This window comes from Pyxidicoccus sp. M6 (assembly GCF_055568925.1).
This window is the reverse complement of record NZ_CM145714.1, coordinates 10,951,689-10,969,242: the sequence shown is the minus strand read 5'-3', so window position 1 is coordinate 10,969,242 and position 17,554 is coordinate 10,951,689. Positions and strand designations below refer to the sequence as shown.

The 17,554-nt window shown below is 70.8% G+C and carries 13 protein-coding genes; 8 read left to right on the top strand and 5 right to left on the bottom strand.

Going from position 1 to position 17,554, the window contains the following annotated elements; all coding sequences use genetic code 11:
- The first annotated feature begins 18 nt into the window (after positions 1-18).
- The 3 genes from ACVTJA_RS42960 to ACVTJA_RS42950 are packed head-to-tail and all read left to right on the top strand — an operon-like array spanning position 19 to position 5,004.
- Entirely contained in the window at positions 19-1,152 is a 1,134-nt protein-coding gene (locus tag ACVTJA_RS42960) for an efflux RND transporter periplasmic adaptor subunit (protein ID WP_465829403.1), read from the top strand.
- A 30-nt stretch (positions 1,153-1,182) separates the two neighbouring features.
- Positions 1,183-4,293: an efflux RND transporter permease subunit gene (locus ACVTJA_RS42955; protein ID WP_465829401.1), complete on the top strand. Its 3,111-nt coding sequence runs from the start codon at positions 1,183-1,185 to the stop codon at positions 4,291-4,293.
- A 48-nt stretch (positions 4,294-4,341) separates the two neighbouring features.
- Positions 4,342-5,004, top strand: coding sequence for a TetR/AcrR family transcriptional regulator (locus tag ACVTJA_RS42950; RefSeq protein ID WP_465829400.1), 663 nt, complete (start codon positions 4,342-4,344; stop codon positions 5,002-5,004).
- On the opposite strand, the gene ACVTJA_RS42945 is transcribed toward ACVTJA_RS42950, so the two are convergent.
- Together ACVTJA_RS42945 and gstA are read right to left on the bottom strand one after the other, a co-directional pair.
- The gene (locus tag ACVTJA_RS42945) at positions 4,988-5,347 is read right to left on the bottom strand and encodes a VOC family protein (protein WP_465829398.1); all 360 of its coding nucleotides are present in this window, start codon (positions 5,345-5,347) and stop codon (positions 4,988-4,990) included. The genes ACVTJA_RS42950 and ACVTJA_RS42945 overlap by 17 nt on opposite strands.
- Positions 5,344-5,955 (bottom strand): glutathione transferase GstA, encoded by a 612-nt coding sequence (gstA, locus tag ACVTJA_RS42940; protein ID WP_465829396.1) that lies wholly within the window; start codon positions 5,953-5,955, stop codon positions 5,344-5,346. The genes ACVTJA_RS42945 and gstA overlap by 4 nt, the downstream gene beginning before the upstream one ends.
- A gap of 299 nt (positions 5,956-6,254) precedes the next feature.
- On the opposite strand from gstA, the gene ACVTJA_RS42935 reads away from it, so the two are divergent.
- Positions 6,255-7,148 (top strand): hypothetical protein, encoded by an 894-nt coding sequence (locus ACVTJA_RS42935; RefSeq protein ID WP_465829395.1) that lies wholly within the window; start codon positions 6,255-6,257, stop codon positions 7,146-7,148.
- Between the two features lie 268 nt (positions 7,149-7,416).
- Positions 7,417-8,238, top strand: a complete 822-nt coding sequence (locus ACVTJA_RS42930) for a TIGR02452 family protein (RefSeq protein WP_465829394.1) — start codon at positions 7,417-7,419, stop codon at positions 8,236-8,238.
- Positions 8,239-8,333: 95 nt separating this feature from the next.
- Here ACVTJA_RS42930 and ACVTJA_RS42925 read toward each other — a convergent pair whose 3' ends face one another.
- Together ACVTJA_RS42925 and ACVTJA_RS42920 are read right to left on the bottom strand one after the other, a co-directional pair.
- A complete protein-coding gene (locus ACVTJA_RS42925) occupies positions 8,334-11,183 on the bottom strand; it encodes a polysaccharide deacetylase family protein (RefSeq protein ID WP_465829392.1) in 2,850 nt (949 codons plus the stop codon).
- A 176-nt stretch (positions 11,184-11,359) separates the two neighbouring features.
- A complete protein-coding gene (locus ACVTJA_RS42920; RefSeq protein WP_465829391.1) occupies positions 11,360-12,370 on the bottom strand; it encodes a hypothetical protein in 1,011 nt (336 codons plus the stop codon).
- 303 nt (positions 12,371-12,673) lie between these two features.
- On the opposite strand from ACVTJA_RS42920, the gene ACVTJA_RS42915 reads away from it, so the two are divergent.
- Both ACVTJA_RS42915 and ACVTJA_RS42910 read left to right on the top strand, forming a co-directional pair.
- Positions 12,674-13,522, top strand: a complete 849-nt coding sequence (locus ACVTJA_RS42915) for a DUF1206 domain-containing protein (RefSeq protein WP_465829389.1) — start codon at positions 12,674-12,676, stop codon at positions 13,520-13,522.
- A 164-nt stretch (positions 13,523-13,686) separates the two neighbouring features.
- A complete protein-coding gene (locus tag ACVTJA_RS42910; protein ID WP_465829387.1) occupies positions 13,687-14,172 on the top strand; it encodes an OsmC family protein in 486 nt (161 codons plus the stop codon).
- A 27-nt stretch (positions 14,173-14,199) separates the two neighbouring features.
- Here ACVTJA_RS42910 and ACVTJA_RS42905 read toward each other — a convergent pair whose 3' ends face one another.
- The gene (locus ACVTJA_RS42905; RefSeq protein ID WP_465829385.1) at positions 14,200-14,649 is read right to left on the bottom strand and encodes a hypothetical protein; all 450 of its coding nucleotides are present in this window, start codon (positions 14,647-14,649) and stop codon (positions 14,200-14,202) included.
- Positions 14,650-14,899: 250 nt separating this feature from the next.
- On the opposite strand from ACVTJA_RS42905, the gene ACVTJA_RS42900 reads away from it, so the two are divergent.
- Positions 14,900-17,551, top strand: a complete 2,652-nt coding sequence (locus ACVTJA_RS42900) for an AAA family ATPase (protein ID WP_465829384.1) — start codon at positions 14,900-14,902, stop codon at positions 17,549-17,551.
- Positions 17,552-17,554: the final 3 nt, after the last annotated feature.

Sequence of the window (17,554 nt, the reverse complement as noted above, 5' to 3'; positions counted from 1 at the left end):
AGAAAAGGAGTCACCGTCATGGTTCGCGCCCCGTCGCCGACCGTCTCCGCCGCGCTGCTCGGCGGCTTCGCGGTCCTGCTCACCGGCATGCTGTCCTCCGGTTGCTCTGGTTCGGCCTCCGCGGCCTCCACTCCCGCCGCTTCGGGCGAGGCCCCCGTTCGGGTGCGGCTCGCGCCCGTCGTCACGGAGGAGGTGGCCCGGCCCGTCCGCGCCAGTGGGACGCTGGCCGGCAAGCAGGAGGTGCGCCTGTCGACCAAGGTCGGCGGCGTGGTGCAGACGGTCTCCGCCGACGAGGGGCGGAAGGTGAAGCGCGGCCAGGTGCTCGCCGCGTTGGACCTGTCGGAAATCGGTCCGCAGGTGGCCCAGGCCCGCGAGGCGCGTGAGAAGGCCCTGCGGGATTTGGAGCGCGTGAAGGCGCTCCACGCGCAGGAGGTGGCCACGCTGGCGCAACTCCAGGACGCCACCACCGGCTATGAAGTCGCGGACGCCGCGTGGCGCGCGGCCGCCTTCAACCAGCGGCAGGCCGCCGTGCTCGCGCCGTCCGACGGTCGCATCCTCAAGCGCATGGTGGAGCCGGGCGAGGTGGTCTCCCCGGGCCAGCCGCTCTTCCTCTTCGCCAGCGCTGACAGTGGCTGGGTGGTGCGCGTGGGGCTGGCGGACCGCGACGTGGTGCGCGTGAAGGAGGGCGACTCGGCCGAGGTGACGCTCGACGCGTACCCGGGCCGCACCTTCCCCGCGCGCGTCAGCGAGGTGGCGAGCGCCGCCACGCCGGGCGTGGGCACCGCGGAGGTGGAGCTCGCGTTGGACTTGCGCTCCTCCGGAGCCGAGGTGCCGCGCCTGCTGTCCGGCCTGTCCGCGAAGGCGGTGGTGACGCCCTCCGAGCGGCAGGCGGTGCAGCTCGTCCCGGTGGAGGCGCTGCTGGAGGGGGACGGCGAGGTGGCCAGCGTCTTCACGCTCGACGGCGACGGCCGCACCGCGCGCCGGCAGCGTGTGCGGTTGGCCTTCCTCTCCGGCACGGACGGGCGCGCGGCGCTCTCGGAAGGGCCGGGCAGCGGCGCGCGTGTCATCACCGACGGCGTGGCCTTCCTGCGCGACGGACAGACGGTGGCGGTGGTGGACGCGCCCTCCGACGGCCCCACCTCGCGCCGCTGATTCCACCCCCCTTCACTCGCGAGGCACGCCATGCAGCTCTCCACCGCCGCCGTGAAGAACCCGCAGTTCACCCTCGTCGTCTTCGCCATGCTGGTGGCGCTCGGAGTCTCCAGCGCGCTGTCCATTCCGCGCGCGGAGGACCCGGTGTTCCCCATGCCGGCTTTCACCCTCGTCGCCGTCTACCCTGGCGCCAGCCCCCGGGACCTCGAGCAGCTCGTGGTGGACCCGCTGGAGGACGCCTTCGAGGAGCTGGAGGATGTGAAGGAGGTCCGCAGCCAGATGGAGGACGGGCTCGCGCTCATCAACATCGAGTTCGACGCGTCCGCCGACCCCGACGACAAGTATTCCGAGGTGCTGCGGCAGGTGAACGCCACGCGGCCGAAGCTGCCCGCGAACCTCGCGCGGCTCGAGGTGGAGCGCTACAGCGCGGCCAACGTGAGCGTGGTGCAACTGGCGCTGGTGGGGCCCAACGTCCCGGCGCACGCGCTGGAGCGCAAGGCCGACGCGCTGGCCGAGCGCCTGTCCAACGTGACGGGCGTGAAGAAGGCCGAGGTCTTCGCGGTGCCGAAGCAGGAGGTGCGCGTGTCGCTCGACATGGAGCGACTGACGCGCGCGGGCGTGCCGCTCCCTCAAGTACTGCAGGCCTTGGGCGGGGCCAACGTCAACGTGCCCGCCGGCAGCGTGGACGTGGGCTCGCGGCGCTTCAACGTGCAGACGAGCAGCGAGTTCACCTCGCTGGAGCAGGTGCGCGCGACGGTGGTGGGCGGCGGCGCGCAGGGCGTGGTGCGCCTGGGGGACGTGGCGGACGTCTCCTTGAGGGACCAGGACGCCGTGCACCTGGGCCGCTTCAACGGCGAGCGCGCCGCCTTCATCAGCGTCACGCAGAAGGAGGGGCAGAACGTCTTCGCGGTGCGCGACGCGACGCTGGCCGCGGCGCACGAGTGGGCGAAGGAGCTGGCTCCGGGGATGCGGCTGGAGACGGGGTTCGACCAGTCGCTCCAGGTGGGCCGGCGGCTGGGTGGCTTCGCGACGGACTTCGCCCTGGCGCTGGCGCTGGTGTTGCTGACACTGCTGCCGCTGGGCTTCCGCGCCAGCCTCATCGTCATGGTGTCCATTCCGCTGTCCCTGGCGCTGGGCCTCGTCGCGCTGGACTTCGCCGGCTTCTCGCTCAACCAGCTCTCGATTGTGGGCTTCGTGATTGCGCTCGGCCTGCTCGTCGACGACAGCATCGTGGTGGTGGAGAACATCGCCCGCTTCCTGCGCACGGGCATGGGGCGCGTGCGCGCGGCGATTGAAGGCACGTCGCAGATTGGCCTCGCGGTGCTGGGCTGCACCGCCACGCTGGTGCTGGCCTTCGTGCCCCTTATCTTCCTCCCGGGCACGTCCGGGCAGTTCATCCGCAGCCTGCCCATGGCGGTGGTGTTCACCATCCTCGCGTCGCTGCTGGTGTCGCTCACGGTGATTCCGCTGCTCGCCAGCCTCTTCCTCAAGGAGGACTCGCACCCCGAGGGCAACCGCGTGCTGCGCGCCTTCCACCACTTCATCGAGCGCAGCTACCGTCCGGTGCTGCACCGCGCGCTGGCCAGGCCCGTACTGACGCTGGCGGTGGCCGTGGCGCTCTTCGCGGGCAGCCTCGCGCTGGTGCCGGTGGTGGGCTTCAGCCTCTTCCCCAAGGCGGGCACGCCCATGTTCCATGTGAAGGTGGAGACGCCGGACGGCACCAGCCTTGCCGAGACGGACCGCGCGGTGCGCTTCGTGGAAGAGGCCCTGCGCAGGCGGCCCGAAATCGCCAGCGTGTCCGCCAACTCCGGCCGCGGCCATCCGAGCGTCTACTACAACGTGCAGCCCGAGGCGGAGCGCTCCAACACCGGCGAGGTGTTCGCCGAGCTCCACGCGTACCACCCGGACCGCACGCCCGCGATGTTGGACAATCTTCGAAGGGAATTGGACGCGTACCCCGGCGCCCGCATCGAGGTGCGCGAGTTCGAGCAGGGGCCGCCCGTCGAGGCGCCGGTGGCCGTGCGGCTGGTGGGGCCGGAGCTGGACACGCTGCGCAAGCTGGCGGTGGACGTGCAGAAGGTGCTGGAGACGACGCCGGGCACGCTCTACGTGAAGAACCCCGTGCAGACGCGGCGCACGGACCTGGAGGTGGAGGTGGACCGCGAGAAGGCGGGCCTCGTGGGCGTGTCCGCGGGGGAGGTGGCCCGCACGGTGCGCTTCGGACTGGCGGGCCTCAACGCGGGGACGTTCCGCGACTCGGACGGCGAGGACCATCCCATCCTCGTCCGGCTGCCGTTGGAGTCGGGCGCGTGGCCGGAGTTGGGCGCGCTGGAGCGGCTGCACGTCCCGAGTGTCACCGGCAGCCTCGTGCCGCTGGGGCAGGTGGCGAAGGTGCGGCTGGAGGCCAGCCCCAACCGGATTACGCACCACGAGGGCGAGCGCGCCGTCACCGTCACCGCCAGCGTGGCCAATGGCTACAACACGGACAAGGTGACGCAGGGGGTGATGGCGCGGCTGGACAAGGAGTTGAAGCTGCCCTCGGGCTACCGCTGGGAAGCGGCCGGTGAGCTGGAGAGCCGGAAGGAGAGCTTCAGCGGCGTGTCCGCGGCGGCCATCATCGCGGCCTTCGGCGTGCTCGCGGTCCTGGTGCTGGAGTTCCGTACCTTCAAGAGCACCCTCATCGTCGCGTCCGTGATTCCGCTGGGCCTGGTGGGCGGCATCGCCGCGCTGTTCCTCACCGGCAACACGCTGTCCTTCACCGCCTCCATCGGCTTCATCGCCCTGGTGGGAATCGAGGTGAAGAACAGCATCCTGCTGGTGGACTTCACCAACCAGCTCCGCGCGAGGGGCGTGGCGCTGGACGCGGCCATCGAGCAGGCGGGCGAGACGCGCTTCCTCCCCATCCTGCTCACCACCCTGACGGCCCTGGGCGGCCTGCTGCCGCTGGCGCTGGAGAACAGCAGCCTCTATTCGCCCCTGGCGTGGGTCATCATCGGCGGGCTCATCTCCTCCACGCTCCTCACCCGCGTGGTGACGCCGGTGGTGTACAAGTTGTTGGCACCGGAGGTGGAGCCGGAAGCACCGTCCACGGCCGGAGAGGGGAGTGGCACCCCGCTCCCCGCCACACCCGCGCCAGCGTGAGGTGTGGCATGACGCGGGGTGGAAGTCGCGACGTCACGGAAGGGCACCATGGGCATCAAGGAGCGGCGAGAGCGGGAGAAACAGGCGACGCGGCAGCTCATCCTCGACGCCGCGCGCGAGCTCTTCGTCAGCGAGGGCTACGAGGCGGTGACGATGCGCGCCGTCGCGGAGAAGATTGAGTACAGCCCCACCGCCATCTACGTGCACTTCAAGGACAAGGCCGCGCTCATCCGCGAATTGTGCGCGCACGACTTCCTGCGCTTCGCCGAGGTGCTCAACAAGGTGGCCCGCGTGCAGGACCCGATGGAGCGCCTGCGCAAGCTGGCCCGGGCCTATATCGCCTTCGCCCAGGAGCACCCCAGCACGTACAAGCTCCTCTTCATGCAGCGCCACCCGCCGGACTTCGGAGAGGAGTCGGAGAGCGGAATCCAGCAGGGCAACCCGGAGCAGGACGCGTACGCCTTCCTCCAGAAGCAGGTGCAGGAGGCGCGCGACGCGGGCTGCTTCAAGCCCGAGTACACCGACGTGGACCTCGTGGCCCAGACGCTATGGGCCGGCCTGCACGGCCTCGTGTCGCTCAACCTCGTCATGGAGAAGGACGAGTGGCTCACGCTGAAGCCGCTGGGGAAGTCCGCGGACCTGATGGTGGACCTGCTCCTGGGGGGCTTCGCGCGCCCCCCAGGCAGCAGCGGGACTACGCGGGCTCGATGAAGTTGAGCCGGTAGCCGTCCGGGTCGGTGATGATGACCTCGCGCGTGTGCCACGGCTGCACCACGGGGCCCTCCACCACCGCGCCCTGGGACTGGGCGCGCAGCAGCAATTCGTCGAGGCCGCTCTGCCCCTGCGTGCGGAAGCCCACCAGCACGCCCAGGCCCCGCCGCCCCTCCAGCTTCAGGAAGGGAGGAGGGGTGACGAGGTAGACGTCCACCGCCCCAGCCCACTGGAGGTGGACGAAGGGCGGCTCGGAGCCCACGTGCTCGAAGCCCAGCGCCTCGTAGAACGCCTGGGAGCGCGCGGTGTCCGAGACAAGCAGCTTGACGAACGCCGGGGTCACTTCGCGAGGCCTTCGGCCTTCAGCGCGGCCTGCACCGCGGGACGGGCGGCCACGCGAGCCATGTAGGCCTGCAGCGAGGGGAAGGACGACAGGTCCAGCTTCACGTGGGGCGCCCAGTTCGTCACGGTGAAGAGGTACGCGTCGGCGACGGAGAAGAACTCGCCGAGGAGGTAGGGGCCCTTGGAGGCGAGCATGCTCTCCACGAGCTTGTAGCGCGCCGTGAGCCGCTCCTTGAAGATGGCCTTCCCCTCCTCGGGGAACGCCGGGTTGAAGAGCGGGCTGTAGCCCTTGTGCAGCTCGGTGGAGATGAAGTTGAGCAGCTCCTGGAGGCGGTAGCGCTCCATGGTGCCGTTGGCCGGGACGAGCTTCTTCTCCGGCACCTTGTCGGCGATGTACTGGACGATGGCGGGGCCTTCCGTCAGCAGGCCGCCGTCGTCGAGGCCCAGGGCCGGGACGTAGCCCTTGGGGTTGATGCTGAAGTAGTCCCCGCCGTGCTCGGTCTTCTTGGCGCGGATGTCGACCTTCTCCATGTCGAAGGAGAGGCCCGCCTCGCGCAGGACGATGTGGGGAGACAGGGAACAGACACCCGGGGAGTAGAAGAGCTTCATGTGTGTGGAATCCTCGTGCCCGACGTTGAAGGGCGCGGATTTCTGCACACGTCGCGGCCATCGCGCCACCGAATCACGGTGCCTGCCTGCTCTGTCGTGCGTGCAGCCGGGATGCGGTGGGCCCTGGGACTACCGGGTCCCTTCGGCCCGGGGTGACCTGGAGCCAGCCCGGGTGATAATTCTCCAAGCGTCGGCGACGGCCCGGGGAGCCCGCTCGACCTCTTCATCCCAGAGACCGCCCGGCCCCGCGGGCACTCGGAACCACGTCCGGGCCTGCGGGCCCGGTTCGGAAGGACCCTATGCGCTTCAATCGGTTTGTGTTGCTGCCCCTCGCGCTGCTCGCGCTGGGCGCGCTGCCGGCGTGCTCGAACGAGGACGACAACGACGATGACGAGACCTCCGATGCGGGCACGCGCTCGGACGCGGGCACGGGCTCGGATTCGGGCACCGGGACGGATGCCGGCACCGGCGCCGACTCGGGCACCTATACCTTCCCCGACGCGGGCGCGGACCCGGGCGTGAGCCCTACCGCCACGTGCCCCACGGGCGCCCTCATCTGCGAGTCCTTCGCCAACAGCGCCGGCGGATGGTCCTCCAGCTCAGACCGCGCCTCCGTCGAAGTCGTCGGCGGCCGGCTGCACATCATCACCGCGGACGGCGTGGACGAGAGCAAGGCCCCGGTGGGTCAGGACTGGGACGCGATTGGCCGCTGGGAGAAGCGCATCCCCGCCTTCGGCACGCAGCTCTTCGTGCGCGCGCACGTGTACATGCACTCGCTGCCCGCCATCTTCGGGCAGATGGGCACCTTCTTCGTGCTGTCGAACCTCGATGCGGACTTCGGCGGCATCGAGCTCCAGGTGATTTCGGATACCGGCTTCGCGCTGGATGACTGGTCCTTCCGCGAGGTGCAGGGCTGGGAGCGCCAGCCCACCCCCGTCACGGTGGGGATGGCCAAGGGCCAGTGGGTGTGCCTGGAGTGGGAGGTCCGCCGCGCCAGCGCGTCCGCCACGGAAGGCACTGCCAAGATCTACAGGAATGGCACCCTGGCCTGGGAGATCGCCGGGATCGGCATGCGCAACTTCGACCGGTTCGCCGTGGGCTACGGCTTCGTCCACCCGCAGGGCCAGTCCGCCTCGGAGACGTGGATCGACAACGTCGCCGTCAGCAGCACGGCGCGCATCGGCTGCCAGTAGCACCGTCGCATCCGCCGGGACGCGGTGGCCCTTGGGCCTCGCGTCCCGGCTTCAGCTCCGGTGCGGTGAGCCGTCCTCCCGTGTGAGGCGTGCCGCTCCCGCGCTGGTCCCCGGGGCCCTCGCTTCCCGGCTTCAAGCGCCGCGCGGTGAGCCTTTCTCCCGCGCGGAGCCCTTCTGCCCATGGCGCTTCTGATGAGAACCGGTGCCCTGTCAGGTCCGTGCGGCAATCTTCGTGTGTTTCGGACACGAAGATATCTGGGAGCAGGTCATGTCGCTGAAGGGAATCGCGCAGGAGACGGTGGGAATCGTGGAGCGGGGAGAGTACGTGGCGCCGTCCGGGCGGCCCGTCTCGATTGGTAACTCGGTGGAGCGTGCGCGGAGTGGGACGGTGCTCTACCGGCCCGGTGACTTCGCGCGGCTGCCCCGGCCGGAGGCACTCGAGGATGCAGGAAGGCCGCGCATCGAGGTGACGTCGGAGAAGACGGGCGCCGCGTCTCGACGGTTGGTGGAGGAGGAAGGTGTCACGGGCGTCGTCGCGCTCAACTTCGCGTCGGCGAAGAACCCGGGCGGTGGCTTCCTGGGCGGGGCGAAGGCGCAGGAGGAAGATCTGGCGCGCTGCTCGGCGCTCTATGAGTGCCTCCTCACGCAGCCCGAGTACTACGAGGTCAACCGCGCGGAGCGCTCGCCGCTCTACACGGACCACATCATCTACTCGCCGGAGGTGCCGTTCTTCCGGGACGAGCGGCTCGACCTGCTGGAGCGGCCCTTCACGGTGTCGGTCATCACCGCGCCCGCGCCCAATGCGGGTGCGGCCCGGAGGAACGCTCCGGAGTTGGTGCCCCACGTGCGCGACGTGTTGCACGCGCGGGCCCTGAAGGTGCTCCAGGTGGCCGCGCACCATGGACACCGCACCCTGGTGCTGGGCGCGTGGGGCTGCGGCGTCTTCCGCAACGAGCCGCGAGACGTGGCGGAGGCCTTGGCCAGCGCCCTCGACGCGCTTCCTGGCGCCTTCGAGCGGGTGGTGTTCGCGGTGTGGGAGCGGGGCGAGGAGCGGCCCAACCAGCACGCCTTCCGTGGGCGCTTCGGCTGACCCGGGAGGGCGGATTCAAGCCGGTTCAATCCCCGCTCCTGGCCGTTCCGCGCGACAACCCCGTGGCTGCACGTGGGGAGGGGCTGGCGCGGTTTTCAGCGGCCCAGCCGTGCCAGCTTCTCCTTCACGGTGCCGGCGGCGGGGCCGTTGGGCAGCAGCGCGAGGTAGCGCCCGTAGGCCTTCGCCGCGTCCGGCTTGCGCTCCAGCTTGACGTACGCGTCGCCCAGGTTGAGGAAGGCGACGGCGCGCTGCGGGTCCAGCTCCAGCGTCTTCTCCAGCCACTTCACCGCCTCGGCGTAATCGCCCTTGCGGAAGTAGACGAAGCCCACGTTGTTGGTGGCCTGTGCGTCCTTCGGGTCCAGCTTCACTGCGGCCTGGAACTCGGCCAGCGCCTCCTCGTAGCGCTTCTCGCGATACAGGGCCATGCCCCGGTCGCTGCGGCGGCGGGCCTCCTCCGCGGGCGTGGCGGGCGGCACCGTCGCGGCCGCCACGGAGGGGCCGGCATCCTGCAACTGCGAGAGCTGATTCCTTGCCTCCTCCAACTCGCGCGCCAGGGCCTGGTTGCGCGCCGTCTTCGCGGCGATTTCGGAGCGCACGCGCTCCAGCTCCGCGTTGAGGCGGATGGCCTCGGTGTCGAGCTGCTCCGAGCTCTCACTGAGGAACTCGCCCTCGTGGGTGAGCTCGAGGACGAACTCGCCGCCCTCGCTGCCGGGCATGCTGCCGAAGGCGGGCGTCTGCTTCGACAGCGAGGACACCGTGGGACCCACGTACGCGGCCAGCTCGGAGGCGGTGACGTAGCCGTCGGTGTTGAGGTCCGCCTGCCCCTCCAGGCCCTGCAGCAGCGTCCACGTGAAGATGGAGTGGCCGTTGGGGCCCTGGTCCGCGACCTGCTCGTCGGCGCCGCCCGCGGTGAGCACCTGGCGCACGCTCCGGCGCGTCACCTCCTGGAGGTACTTGCGCACGTCGCCGCCGGCCGGGGCTCCGCCGCGCGTCAGCGCCAGGCCGCTGTAGCAGGCGTCCATGACGAAGAAGGCGTGCTTGGCGGGCATGGCCTCGCTGATGTCCTGGAAGTTGGTCATCGAGATGGCCGTGCTCTGGTAGTTGGACGTGTCCGCGTCCACCGGGACGATGTAGCCGAGGCTCTTCCCGTTGGGCAGGCGGCGGGTGATGCCGTGGCCCGCGAAGAAGACGAAGACGCGGTCCTCTCGCTGCACCTTCTTCGGGTCCGCCAGCGCGTCACCCAGCACGGAGAGGATGCGCTCGCGCGTGGCCTCGCCGTCGAGCAGCACGGTGACGTTCTCCGGCTTGAAGCGGTACTTGCGCACGAGCAGCTCGCGTACGCCCTCCGCGTCATTCACCGCATAGGAGAGCTTGGGCCACTTCTGGTACGCGTTGATGCCAATCACCACGGCCCAGCTCTCGCGGTACAGCGCGCCGGGGGTGGGGGCGGCGAGCGCGGGCGCGGCAGGCACGCCGCCGTCCGCGGCGTCGCCCACCAGCTGCGTGCCGTCCCAGAGGACGAAGCGGTAGCCGCGCGACTGGAGCGTCTCCAGGATGAGCGGCAGGGCCTCCGTCGTCTGGCTGTGCACGTCGTGCAGCAGGATGACGCCGCGGCCGTTGGCCTCCACCTGCTGCACCACGCGGTTGGCGATGGAGGTGGGGATGGGGTCGCTCCAGTCGAGCGCGTCCACGTTCCACAGGAAGGCCTTGAGCTGACGGGCCGCGAGCGCGGAGGCGACCTTCTCGTTGCGCGCGCCGTAGGGCGGGCGGAAGAGGGCGATGCGGCTGTTCGTCACCTCCTCGATGATGCGCTTCGACTCGTCGATTTCCTTCTCCAGCCGCGCGTCGCTGAGCTTGGGCAGGAAGGCGTGCGTCAGCGAGTGGTTGGCGAGCAGGTGCCCCGACTGGAGGATGCGCTCGGAGTACGCGGAGGCCTCGGTGCGCTGGAGCGCGGTGCCCGCGTCACCTGCGTCCTTGCCGCGCACGGCGACGTTCTGCCCCACCTCGAAGAAGATGGACTTGACGCCGTACTTCTCCAGCGTGGCGAGGATGTTGGGCGTGAACTTCGGATGCGGGCCGTCGTCGAAGGTGAGCACCAGCGTCTTCGGCGGCAGGGAGTTGCCGGTGATGATGCCCGGGTCCTCCTTGCGCGGGCCCTTGCCGCGCAGGCCCTCGTCGAGCGAGCCCAGCGTGTCGTCGAAGGACTTGAGGATGGACTCGCGGGTGAAGCGGCCCTTGAGGAAGGTGACGTAGGCCTCCCAGGCCTCGCGGCGCACGGCCATGCCACGCGTCTCGAAGCGGCCGAAGACGGCCTGCATCTCCTTCTCGTAGCGGGACTGGATGGCCTGGAGCGCGCGCTGGTCCTCCTCGAGGCGCGCGAGCAGCGGCGCCTTCCACGCGGGCGCGGAGGACAGGGCGGCCAGCGCGTCGCGCACGTCCGTGAGCGTGTCCTTGAAGGCGAGCTTGTCCGCGTCGTGCAGCTCGGCGTCCTTCTCCAGCCAGTCCAGGAAGGAGGTGACGGACGCGGGCTCGGCGCCGGAGGTCAGCGCGGCGCGGAGCGCTTCTTCGAGGGACTCCAGCGCGTGGCGGTTCTCCTCGAAGAGCATGCGCCCGACGATGGACGCGCGCTCGCGGGTGTCCTCGTCCAGCGTGGCCTCGTCCGCGGCGAGGACGATGTTCTGCCGGTAGCGGGTGACGATGCCGGCCCAGGCCTCACGCGCGGCTGCGTCTTCCTTTGCGGGCGCGGCGGCGGTGGTGCTCGCGTCCGGTGCCTGCTGGGGCGCGGCGGTGGTGGCGGGTGCGGCGGGCTCGGGCTTCTCGGCCGAGGGCGGTGTGCCCTTGCACGCGACGAGGACGAGCGCGGTGAGCCAGGGCAGGGCGCGGCGCCAGGGTTTCAGGAGCGGGGCGGAAGTCTGGCGGGCGCCAACGGAATGGGGAGTGCTCATGCGTGGGGTGCGGTCCCCCGGAGCATGCCCGGTGGGACGCGAGGACGCCAACCCACCGGCCCGGTTCACTCCCATGCGTGCTGTGTCAGGTCGCCTGACGCTCCCGGTGTTTCCCGAGCCGCGCTCCACCACCTGCGCCCCCTCCCACCTCGGAGAAGGGGGCGCAGGGCACGGAATCACTTCTTGGCCGAGGAGTCCTTGCACTCCGTGGGCGGATTGATGTCCGGCATGGGGTCCTTGATGGGACCCCTCTCCTCCTCGACGACGCTGCGCTCCTCGTCACTCAGGTCCGCCGCCTGCTCCTCCTCGCTGGGAGTTGCCGCCGCGCCCGCGAAGCAGTTGCCGTCCACCTTGATGAGCCCCGTCTTGCAATTCCACGAGGGCTCACCGGTGCACACGCTGACGCGGTAGTGCCGGTTCTGGCCATTCGGGAGGTTGCCGCCAATGAGCGGAGACCCCTGGCGGCCCGGCGAGCCGGTGAAGTAGGGCGAGTAGCTGAACGTGGTGGACATCTGCTGCAGGTTCAGCCCGTTGGGCGCCTGACCCGCGAACCACCGGCCCCACTCGTAATCAAAGGTCCGGTTCCACCAGCGGTCGCTCTCCTGGACCGTCACGAAGTAGTGGTTCTCGCAGCTCGTGGGGTCGGCGTTCAGCTTGATGTTGCTGGCGCAGACGTTGATGGGAGAGCCATCCGCCGGCGGGTTGATGCCATTGATGTTGAAGTTGGGCGTGGCCGGAGCCGCGTTCGAGACGATGATGTTGGTGGACACCGTCTCCACGGTGGACCAGCCGATACAGGTCCAGTTCCGCTTCTCCAGCGTCACCGTGGCCTTGTACTGCCCCGCCCCGACGCCCACGTTGTAGAAGGGGAAGTTCGCCCAGGAGGACGAGGTCTGATACTGCATCGATGAGACGAGATTGCCATTGAGGTAGAGATTGGCCTTGATGCGATAGGGATTGGCCCCGCAGGTGTTGTAGGGCCCGCAGCTCCCTCCGATGATGATGATGCCGGGACAGTACTCGTACGACACCATGAAGTTGCGGGTCCCTGACCCGCAATAGCCGAAGTTGTTGGCGGAATAGCCCGAGGTCGTCGAGCTCTGGGTCAACTTGGCTGCGCCCGCCTCTGACACAGAGGGAACGGCGGCGAGCAGCGCGACCGCTACGATCAACATCGATTTCGTCATGAAGCCCCCTCCTGGAATGGAGTGGTGCCTTCGTTCTGCAGCCAACATGCCGGCGGGTGCTCCCGAGCGTCGGTGCCCCGGGCGTCGCGGCCCGTGTATCAATCCATGTTACACGCGGCTCAATGCTGTGACGGTTCGCGCTACAAGCGGCCACGCCGAGCCTGGGTTGTTCTGCTCCGAGCCATGTCTCATGCGCGCCGGAGGGCGTGCGGCCAGCCGAGCGCCCGTTGGGGAAAGGCCTGCACGTGCGCATCGTCTCCGGAGGCCGCCCGCGCTGGGGCCGCGACCTTGAAAGGGGGAGACATGGCGACGGGAGCACTGCGAGGGCCCGACCTCCAACGCATGACGCACGCGGGACGGGAGGCCGGAAGGAGCGGCGTGGTGCTGGCGGCCCGGGTGGGCTACGCCGCGCGCGCGGCCGTCTACGCGGTGATTGGTGTGCTGGCATTGATGCTGGCCGCGGGCCACGGCGGCCGCACCACGGACACGCACGGCGCGGTGGTGGAGGTCGCCCGCCAGCCCTTTGGCTCGGTGCTGCTCGCCCTGCTCGGCGTGGGCCTGCTGGCCTTCGCCATCTGGCGCTTCGTGCAGGCCGTGCTCGACGTGGAGGGCAAGGGCCACTCCGGCAAGGGGCTCGTCACGCGCCTCGTGCTGGCGGGCAGCGGGGTGATTCACGCCAGCCTCGCGCTGTTTGCCTTCAACCTGCTGCGCGGCCATGCGCACCGGGGTCGAGGCACGCAGGGCATGACGGCGGAGCTGATGTCGAAGCCCTTCGGCCAGGTGCTCGTGGGCGCGGTGGGCGTCGCGGTGATTGGCTTCGCCGTGTACCAGTTCAAGCAGGCGGCGAAGGGGAAGATGCTGGAGAAGCTCAGCCTCACGGGCCTGGCCGCGCGACGGCGCACGTGGGTGGAGCGCATCAGCAAGGCCGGTGTGGCGGCCCGCGCGGTGGTGTTCCTGCTGGTGGGCACCTTCTTCATCCAGGCCGCCGTGAAGGCGGACCCGGGCGAGGCGGGCGGGCTCGGCGAGGCGCTGGGCGCGCTGGCGGCGCAGCCGTTCGGCCCGTGGCTCCTGGGCCTGGTGGCGTTGGGGCTCGTGGCCTATGCCGTGTACCAGCTCCTGGAGGCGCGCTACCGCCGCATCGCCACGCCTTGATGCGGCCACCGCCGCATCGACTCGCCTCGATGCGGCCACCGCCGCATCGACTCGCCTCGATGCGGCCACCGCCGCATCGCTGCTCCAAGACGCGATGACGGGAAGGCTTGCGTCCCAGGGGGCCGGCGCATATCCAACGCGCGCCGGAACACCTGGGAGGCGTCATGTCGGGACACGAGCATCGCTACACGGTGGCGTTGAAGTGGACGGGCAACACGGGCGCGGGAACGGCCAGCTACCGCGCCTATGAGCGCGCGCACGAGCTGAGCGTGGAGGGCAAGCCCGTCATTCCGGGCTCGTCCGACCCGGCCTTCCGCGGAGACCCGAAGCGGTGGAATCCGGAGGAGCTGCTCGTGGCCTCGCTCTCCGCGTGTCACAAGCTCTGGTACCTGCACCTGTGTGCTGTCGCGGGCGTGGTGGTGACGGACTACGTGGACGCGGCGGAGGGCCTGATGGCCGAGGACGCGGATGGCGGCGGCCACTTCACGCGCGTGGTGCTGCGCCCGCGCGTCACGATTGCCGCGGGCTCCGACCGGGAGAAGGCCCACGCGCTCCACCACGAGGCGCATGCGAAGTGCTTCATCGCCAACTCGGTCAACTTCCCCGTCAGCCACGAGCCGACCACGCTCGTCGAGACACCGCGCACGTAGTCACGCGGCGCCGACGGGCGGCGCGCTTCACAGCCGGGATTCGTGCAGGGAGACGGCCGGGAGCATCGCCTCGGGAGCCAGTTGGGGCTGCGGGCGGACCAGGGCCGGGTAGGCGTCGATGGGGGCGGCACAGCCCACCACGAAGTCAGCGGCCTCGCGCAGCTTCGACAGCGCGAGGTCCGTACAGTGGACGGTGATGATGGGGAGGAAGCCGGGCTCGCTCATCCACTTCACCGCGCCGGAGAGTTGGTGGGTGTCCAGGAAACCCATCACGGCGTCGCGTAGTGCCCGCCCCTCATTCGCCGCCGCCTTGAGGACGTTTCGCCGGTCTCGCTCCACCGCGGGGACGTAGGGCTCGGACTCCTCGCGCGGCATGATGATGGTCTCAATCCACATCGGAGCGCCTCCGGACGGCGGGCCCGATGACACCGTGGCGACTCCAGCAACGAGCCCCGGGCATCGGATGATGGCAGGCATGATGCGCTTTTTGGCGACGGTCCGTTTCACTCCCGGCGCCAATTCCTTCTGAGAAGGCGTCACCCTGTCTGAAACTGGAGTGTGTGAGCCTCGCACCCCATTGCCGAATCGGGCCACCGGTGCGGTACGTCCGGGGGCCTGGCCCCGCATGTATACGGGAGGTGACAGACGCGCCTGACGAGCGACCTTCCAGGACCGCCCACCGCCGCACTGCCAGCGCGGGTCATTCCGGCCCTACAATGGTTGACCAATGCACACGACGTCTCGTCAGGGGTTGGGGCCCCCCGCTGTGTTCGTGGGCCGTGCCGAGGAGGTGCAGCGCCTCGGCGGCATGCTGCGGCGCGTGCGGACCGGCGTCGTCTACGGCCTGCCGGGCGTGGGCAAGTCCGCGCTGGCGGCGGCGGTGGCGGCGCGCTACCGCGGCCCCGTCGTCCACCGGCGCATCCGTCCCGGCGACACGCTGGACGCGGTGGTGGATGACGTGCGCCGCCTGCTCAGCGAGGCGCCCGTCGCGCAGGCCCTCTCGGATGCGTCGCGCCTGGAGGAGCTGGCCCTGGCGCTGGAGGCGCGCCGCGCGCTGTGCGTGCTGGATGATTTGCACGGGCTCAAGCCCGCCGAGCGCGCCGCGCTGCTGGAGGAGGTGGGCGGGCGGTTGAGGCAGGGCGCGCTGCTGGCCACGTCGCGAGAAGCCGTGCCCCGGCGCGCCTCCTGTCCGGACCGCTTCGAGCTGCGGCTGGACGGCCTGCCGGAGCCCGCGGCCCGTGCGCTGTGGGAGCAGCTCGACGCGCTGTACGGCACGCGCGAGGGCTTCGATGCCGCATGGGCCCGCTCTCGCGGAGTGCCCTTCCTCCTGCGCCGCGCCCATGCCGGCGACGCGGGAGACGACGAGCCGGTGCGCGCGGCGTTGGCGGCACTGCCCCCGGATGAGCGGAAGCTGGCCGCGGTGCTGGCGCTCAGTGAGCTGCCGTTGCCGGCACAGGCGCTCCAGGGCGTGCTGCCCGGCGGCGACGCTGGCGAGACACTGCGGCGGCTGGGCTCGCGGCTGCTGGTGGAGACGGACGCGCAGGGGCGGCACGGCGTGCACGACCTGGTGCGCGACGCCCTCACGTCGATGCTCACGCCGGATGAGGCGCGCGCCGCGCACGAGTCGTTGCTGGCACTGCTCGAGCGTGAGCCGCTGCCCGCCGTGGTGCGCGTGCGCGCGGTGTGCCGCCACCTCCAGTCGCTGGGCCGCGGCAGCGAGCGCGCGGCCTTCATCGTCACGCAGGCGGAGGCGCTGGTGCGCCTGGGCGCCGCCGCCGAGTTGCTCTCGCTGCTGGACTCGCTGCCCGCGGAGCTGCGCACGCCCGAGGCCCGGTTGGCCCGGGCCCGCGCGCTGGTGCGGTTGCTGGACCTGCGCCGCGCGCTGGCCGAGCTGCTGGAGCTGCGCGCCGCGCTGGAGGCGACGCCCGCGTCTGATGAGGACACGCTGCGCGAGGATGTGGGCACGGTGCTGGTGCGCGTGGCGCTCTTCTCGCTGGAGGTGGACACCTGCGAGAAGACGCTCGGCGCCATGCCCATGCCGCGCCAGCCGGAGGTCTTCCTCCAGCAGCTCCTGGCATGGGCGGCGCTGCGCTTCTTCCAGGGCCGGCTGGACGAATCACTGGAGATGCTCGACTCCGCCGCGGCCGCGTCGGAGGACAAGCGGGTGCTGGGCTGGTGCGCCTACGCGCGCGTGCTGATGCTGTGGATTGAAGGCCGCGACAGCGAATTGGCGGAGCCGCTGGCCCAGTGCGTGTCGCTGCTGGAGGGCGCGCCGCTGGACTCGCGAGGGCCCATGGTGACGGCCATGTCCGCGGGCATCCTCAGCCGGCTGGGCCGTATCACCGAGGCGGAGGGAGCGTTGGCGAAGGCGCGCGAGCGGCTGGGCCGGCTGGGCGCGCCCCGCCTGGCGCTGGAGCTGGACTGCATCGCCGCGTGGTGCCTCGCCGACCGGGGGGAGCGCCGCGCCGCGCTCGCCGCGCTGCGGGACACGGAGGCCCGCGCCGAGCACGCGGGCTACCTCTTCGTCCGGCATCTCTCGCGCCTCGGCGCCGGACGCATGCTGTTGGAGCTGGGCCGGCGCGCGGAGGGACTGGCGCTGCTGGACGTGGTGGAGTCCGACGCCCGCGCTCGCGGGGCGCATGGGTTGGCCCGCGCCGCGGAGGTGGCGCGCGCGGTGGACGTCACGCGGCAGGTGGCATTGCCCGCCACGGTGGAGCCGCGCGAGGTGCGCCCGGGTGTGGCCGCCCGCCAGCGCGCCCTCGCGGCCCTGCACGCGGCCATGCGGAGCGACAGCGTGCGCGTGGCCGGCCTGCTTGCCTCGCTCGACTCGCTGACGCGCGGAGAGGACTTCGCGCTGGAGCGCGCGCTGGGGCACCTGGCGCGGGCCCTGCTGCATCAGCGCGCGGAGCGGCCCCTGGATGCACAGGCCGCGATGGAGGCCGCCGCGCGCGATGCCTCGCTGGGAGAGGCGGACCCGGAGCTGATTCCGGAGCTGGCCCGCGCGCTGGCGCCGCGCAACGCGCTGGTCTCGGGTGACGCGCCGGGCGTGTCCGACGCGGTGGTGGTGGACGCACGCCAGCACGTGGTGCGCACCCCGGGGCGCACCGTCTCGCTGGCGAAGCGCGTGCTGCCGCGCCGGCTGCTGTACGCGCTGGCCCGTCAGCCGGGGCGCACGCTGCCGAAGGAGGCCTGTGTGCGCGCCATGTGGGACGCCGAATACGACCCGCGCCTCCACGACAACTCGCTGCGCGTCCACGTGAGCTTCGTGCGCGAATTGCTGGAGGGCACCGGCGCGCGCGTGGTGTTCGAGGACCCGGGCTACCGGCTCGACACGTCCGAGGGCTTCGCCTTCATCAGCGACGAGCCCGACACCGCCTGACGG

Excerpts from the sequence above, each read along its gene's own strand:
- ACVTJA_RS42960 (WP_465829403.1), top strand. The coding sequence starts at position 19 with ATGGTTCGCGCCCCGTCGCCGACCGTCTCCGCCGCGCTGCTCGGCGGC.
- ACVTJA_RS42955 (WP_465829401.1), top strand. The coding sequence starts at position 1,183 with ATGCAGCTCTCCACCGCCGCCGTGAAGAACCCGCAGTTCACCCTCGTC.
- ACVTJA_RS42950 (WP_465829400.1), top strand. The coding sequence starts at position 4,342 with ATGGGCATCAAGGAGCGGCGAGAGCGGGAGAAACAGGCGACGCGGCAG.
- gstA (WP_465829396.1), bottom strand. The coding sequence starts at position 5,955 with ATGAAGCTCTTCTACTCCCCGGGTGTCTGTTCCCTGTCTCCCCACATC.
- ACVTJA_RS42935 (WP_465829395.1), top strand. The coding sequence starts at position 6,255 with ATGCGCTTCAATCGGTTTGTGTTGCTGCCCCTCGCGCTGCTCGCGCTG.
- ACVTJA_RS42930 (WP_465829394.1), top strand. The coding sequence starts at position 7,417 with ATGTCGCTGAAGGGAATCGCGCAGGAGACGGTGGGAATCGTGGAGCGG.
- ACVTJA_RS42925 (WP_465829392.1), bottom strand. The coding sequence starts at position 11,183 with ATGAGCACTCCCCATTCCGTTGGCGCCCGCCAGACTTCCGCCCCGCTC.
- ACVTJA_RS42920 (WP_465829391.1), bottom strand. The coding sequence starts at position 12,370 with ATGACGAAATCGATGTTGATCGTAGCGGTCGCGCTGCTCGCCGCCGTT.
- ACVTJA_RS42915 (WP_465829389.1), top strand. The coding sequence starts at position 12,674 with ATGGCGACGGGAGCACTGCGAGGGCCCGACCTCCAACGCATGACGCAC.
- ACVTJA_RS42910 (WP_465829387.1), top strand. The coding sequence starts at position 13,687 with ATGTCGGGACACGAGCATCGCTACACGGTGGCGTTGAAGTGGACGGGC.
- ACVTJA_RS42905 (WP_465829385.1), bottom strand. The coding sequence starts at position 14,649 with ATGCCTGCCATCATCCGATGCCCGGGGCTCGTTGCTGGAGTCGCCACG.
- ACVTJA_RS42900 (WP_465829384.1), top strand. The coding sequence starts at position 14,900 with ATGCACACGACGTCTCGTCAGGGGTTGGGGCCCCCCGCTGTGTTCGTG.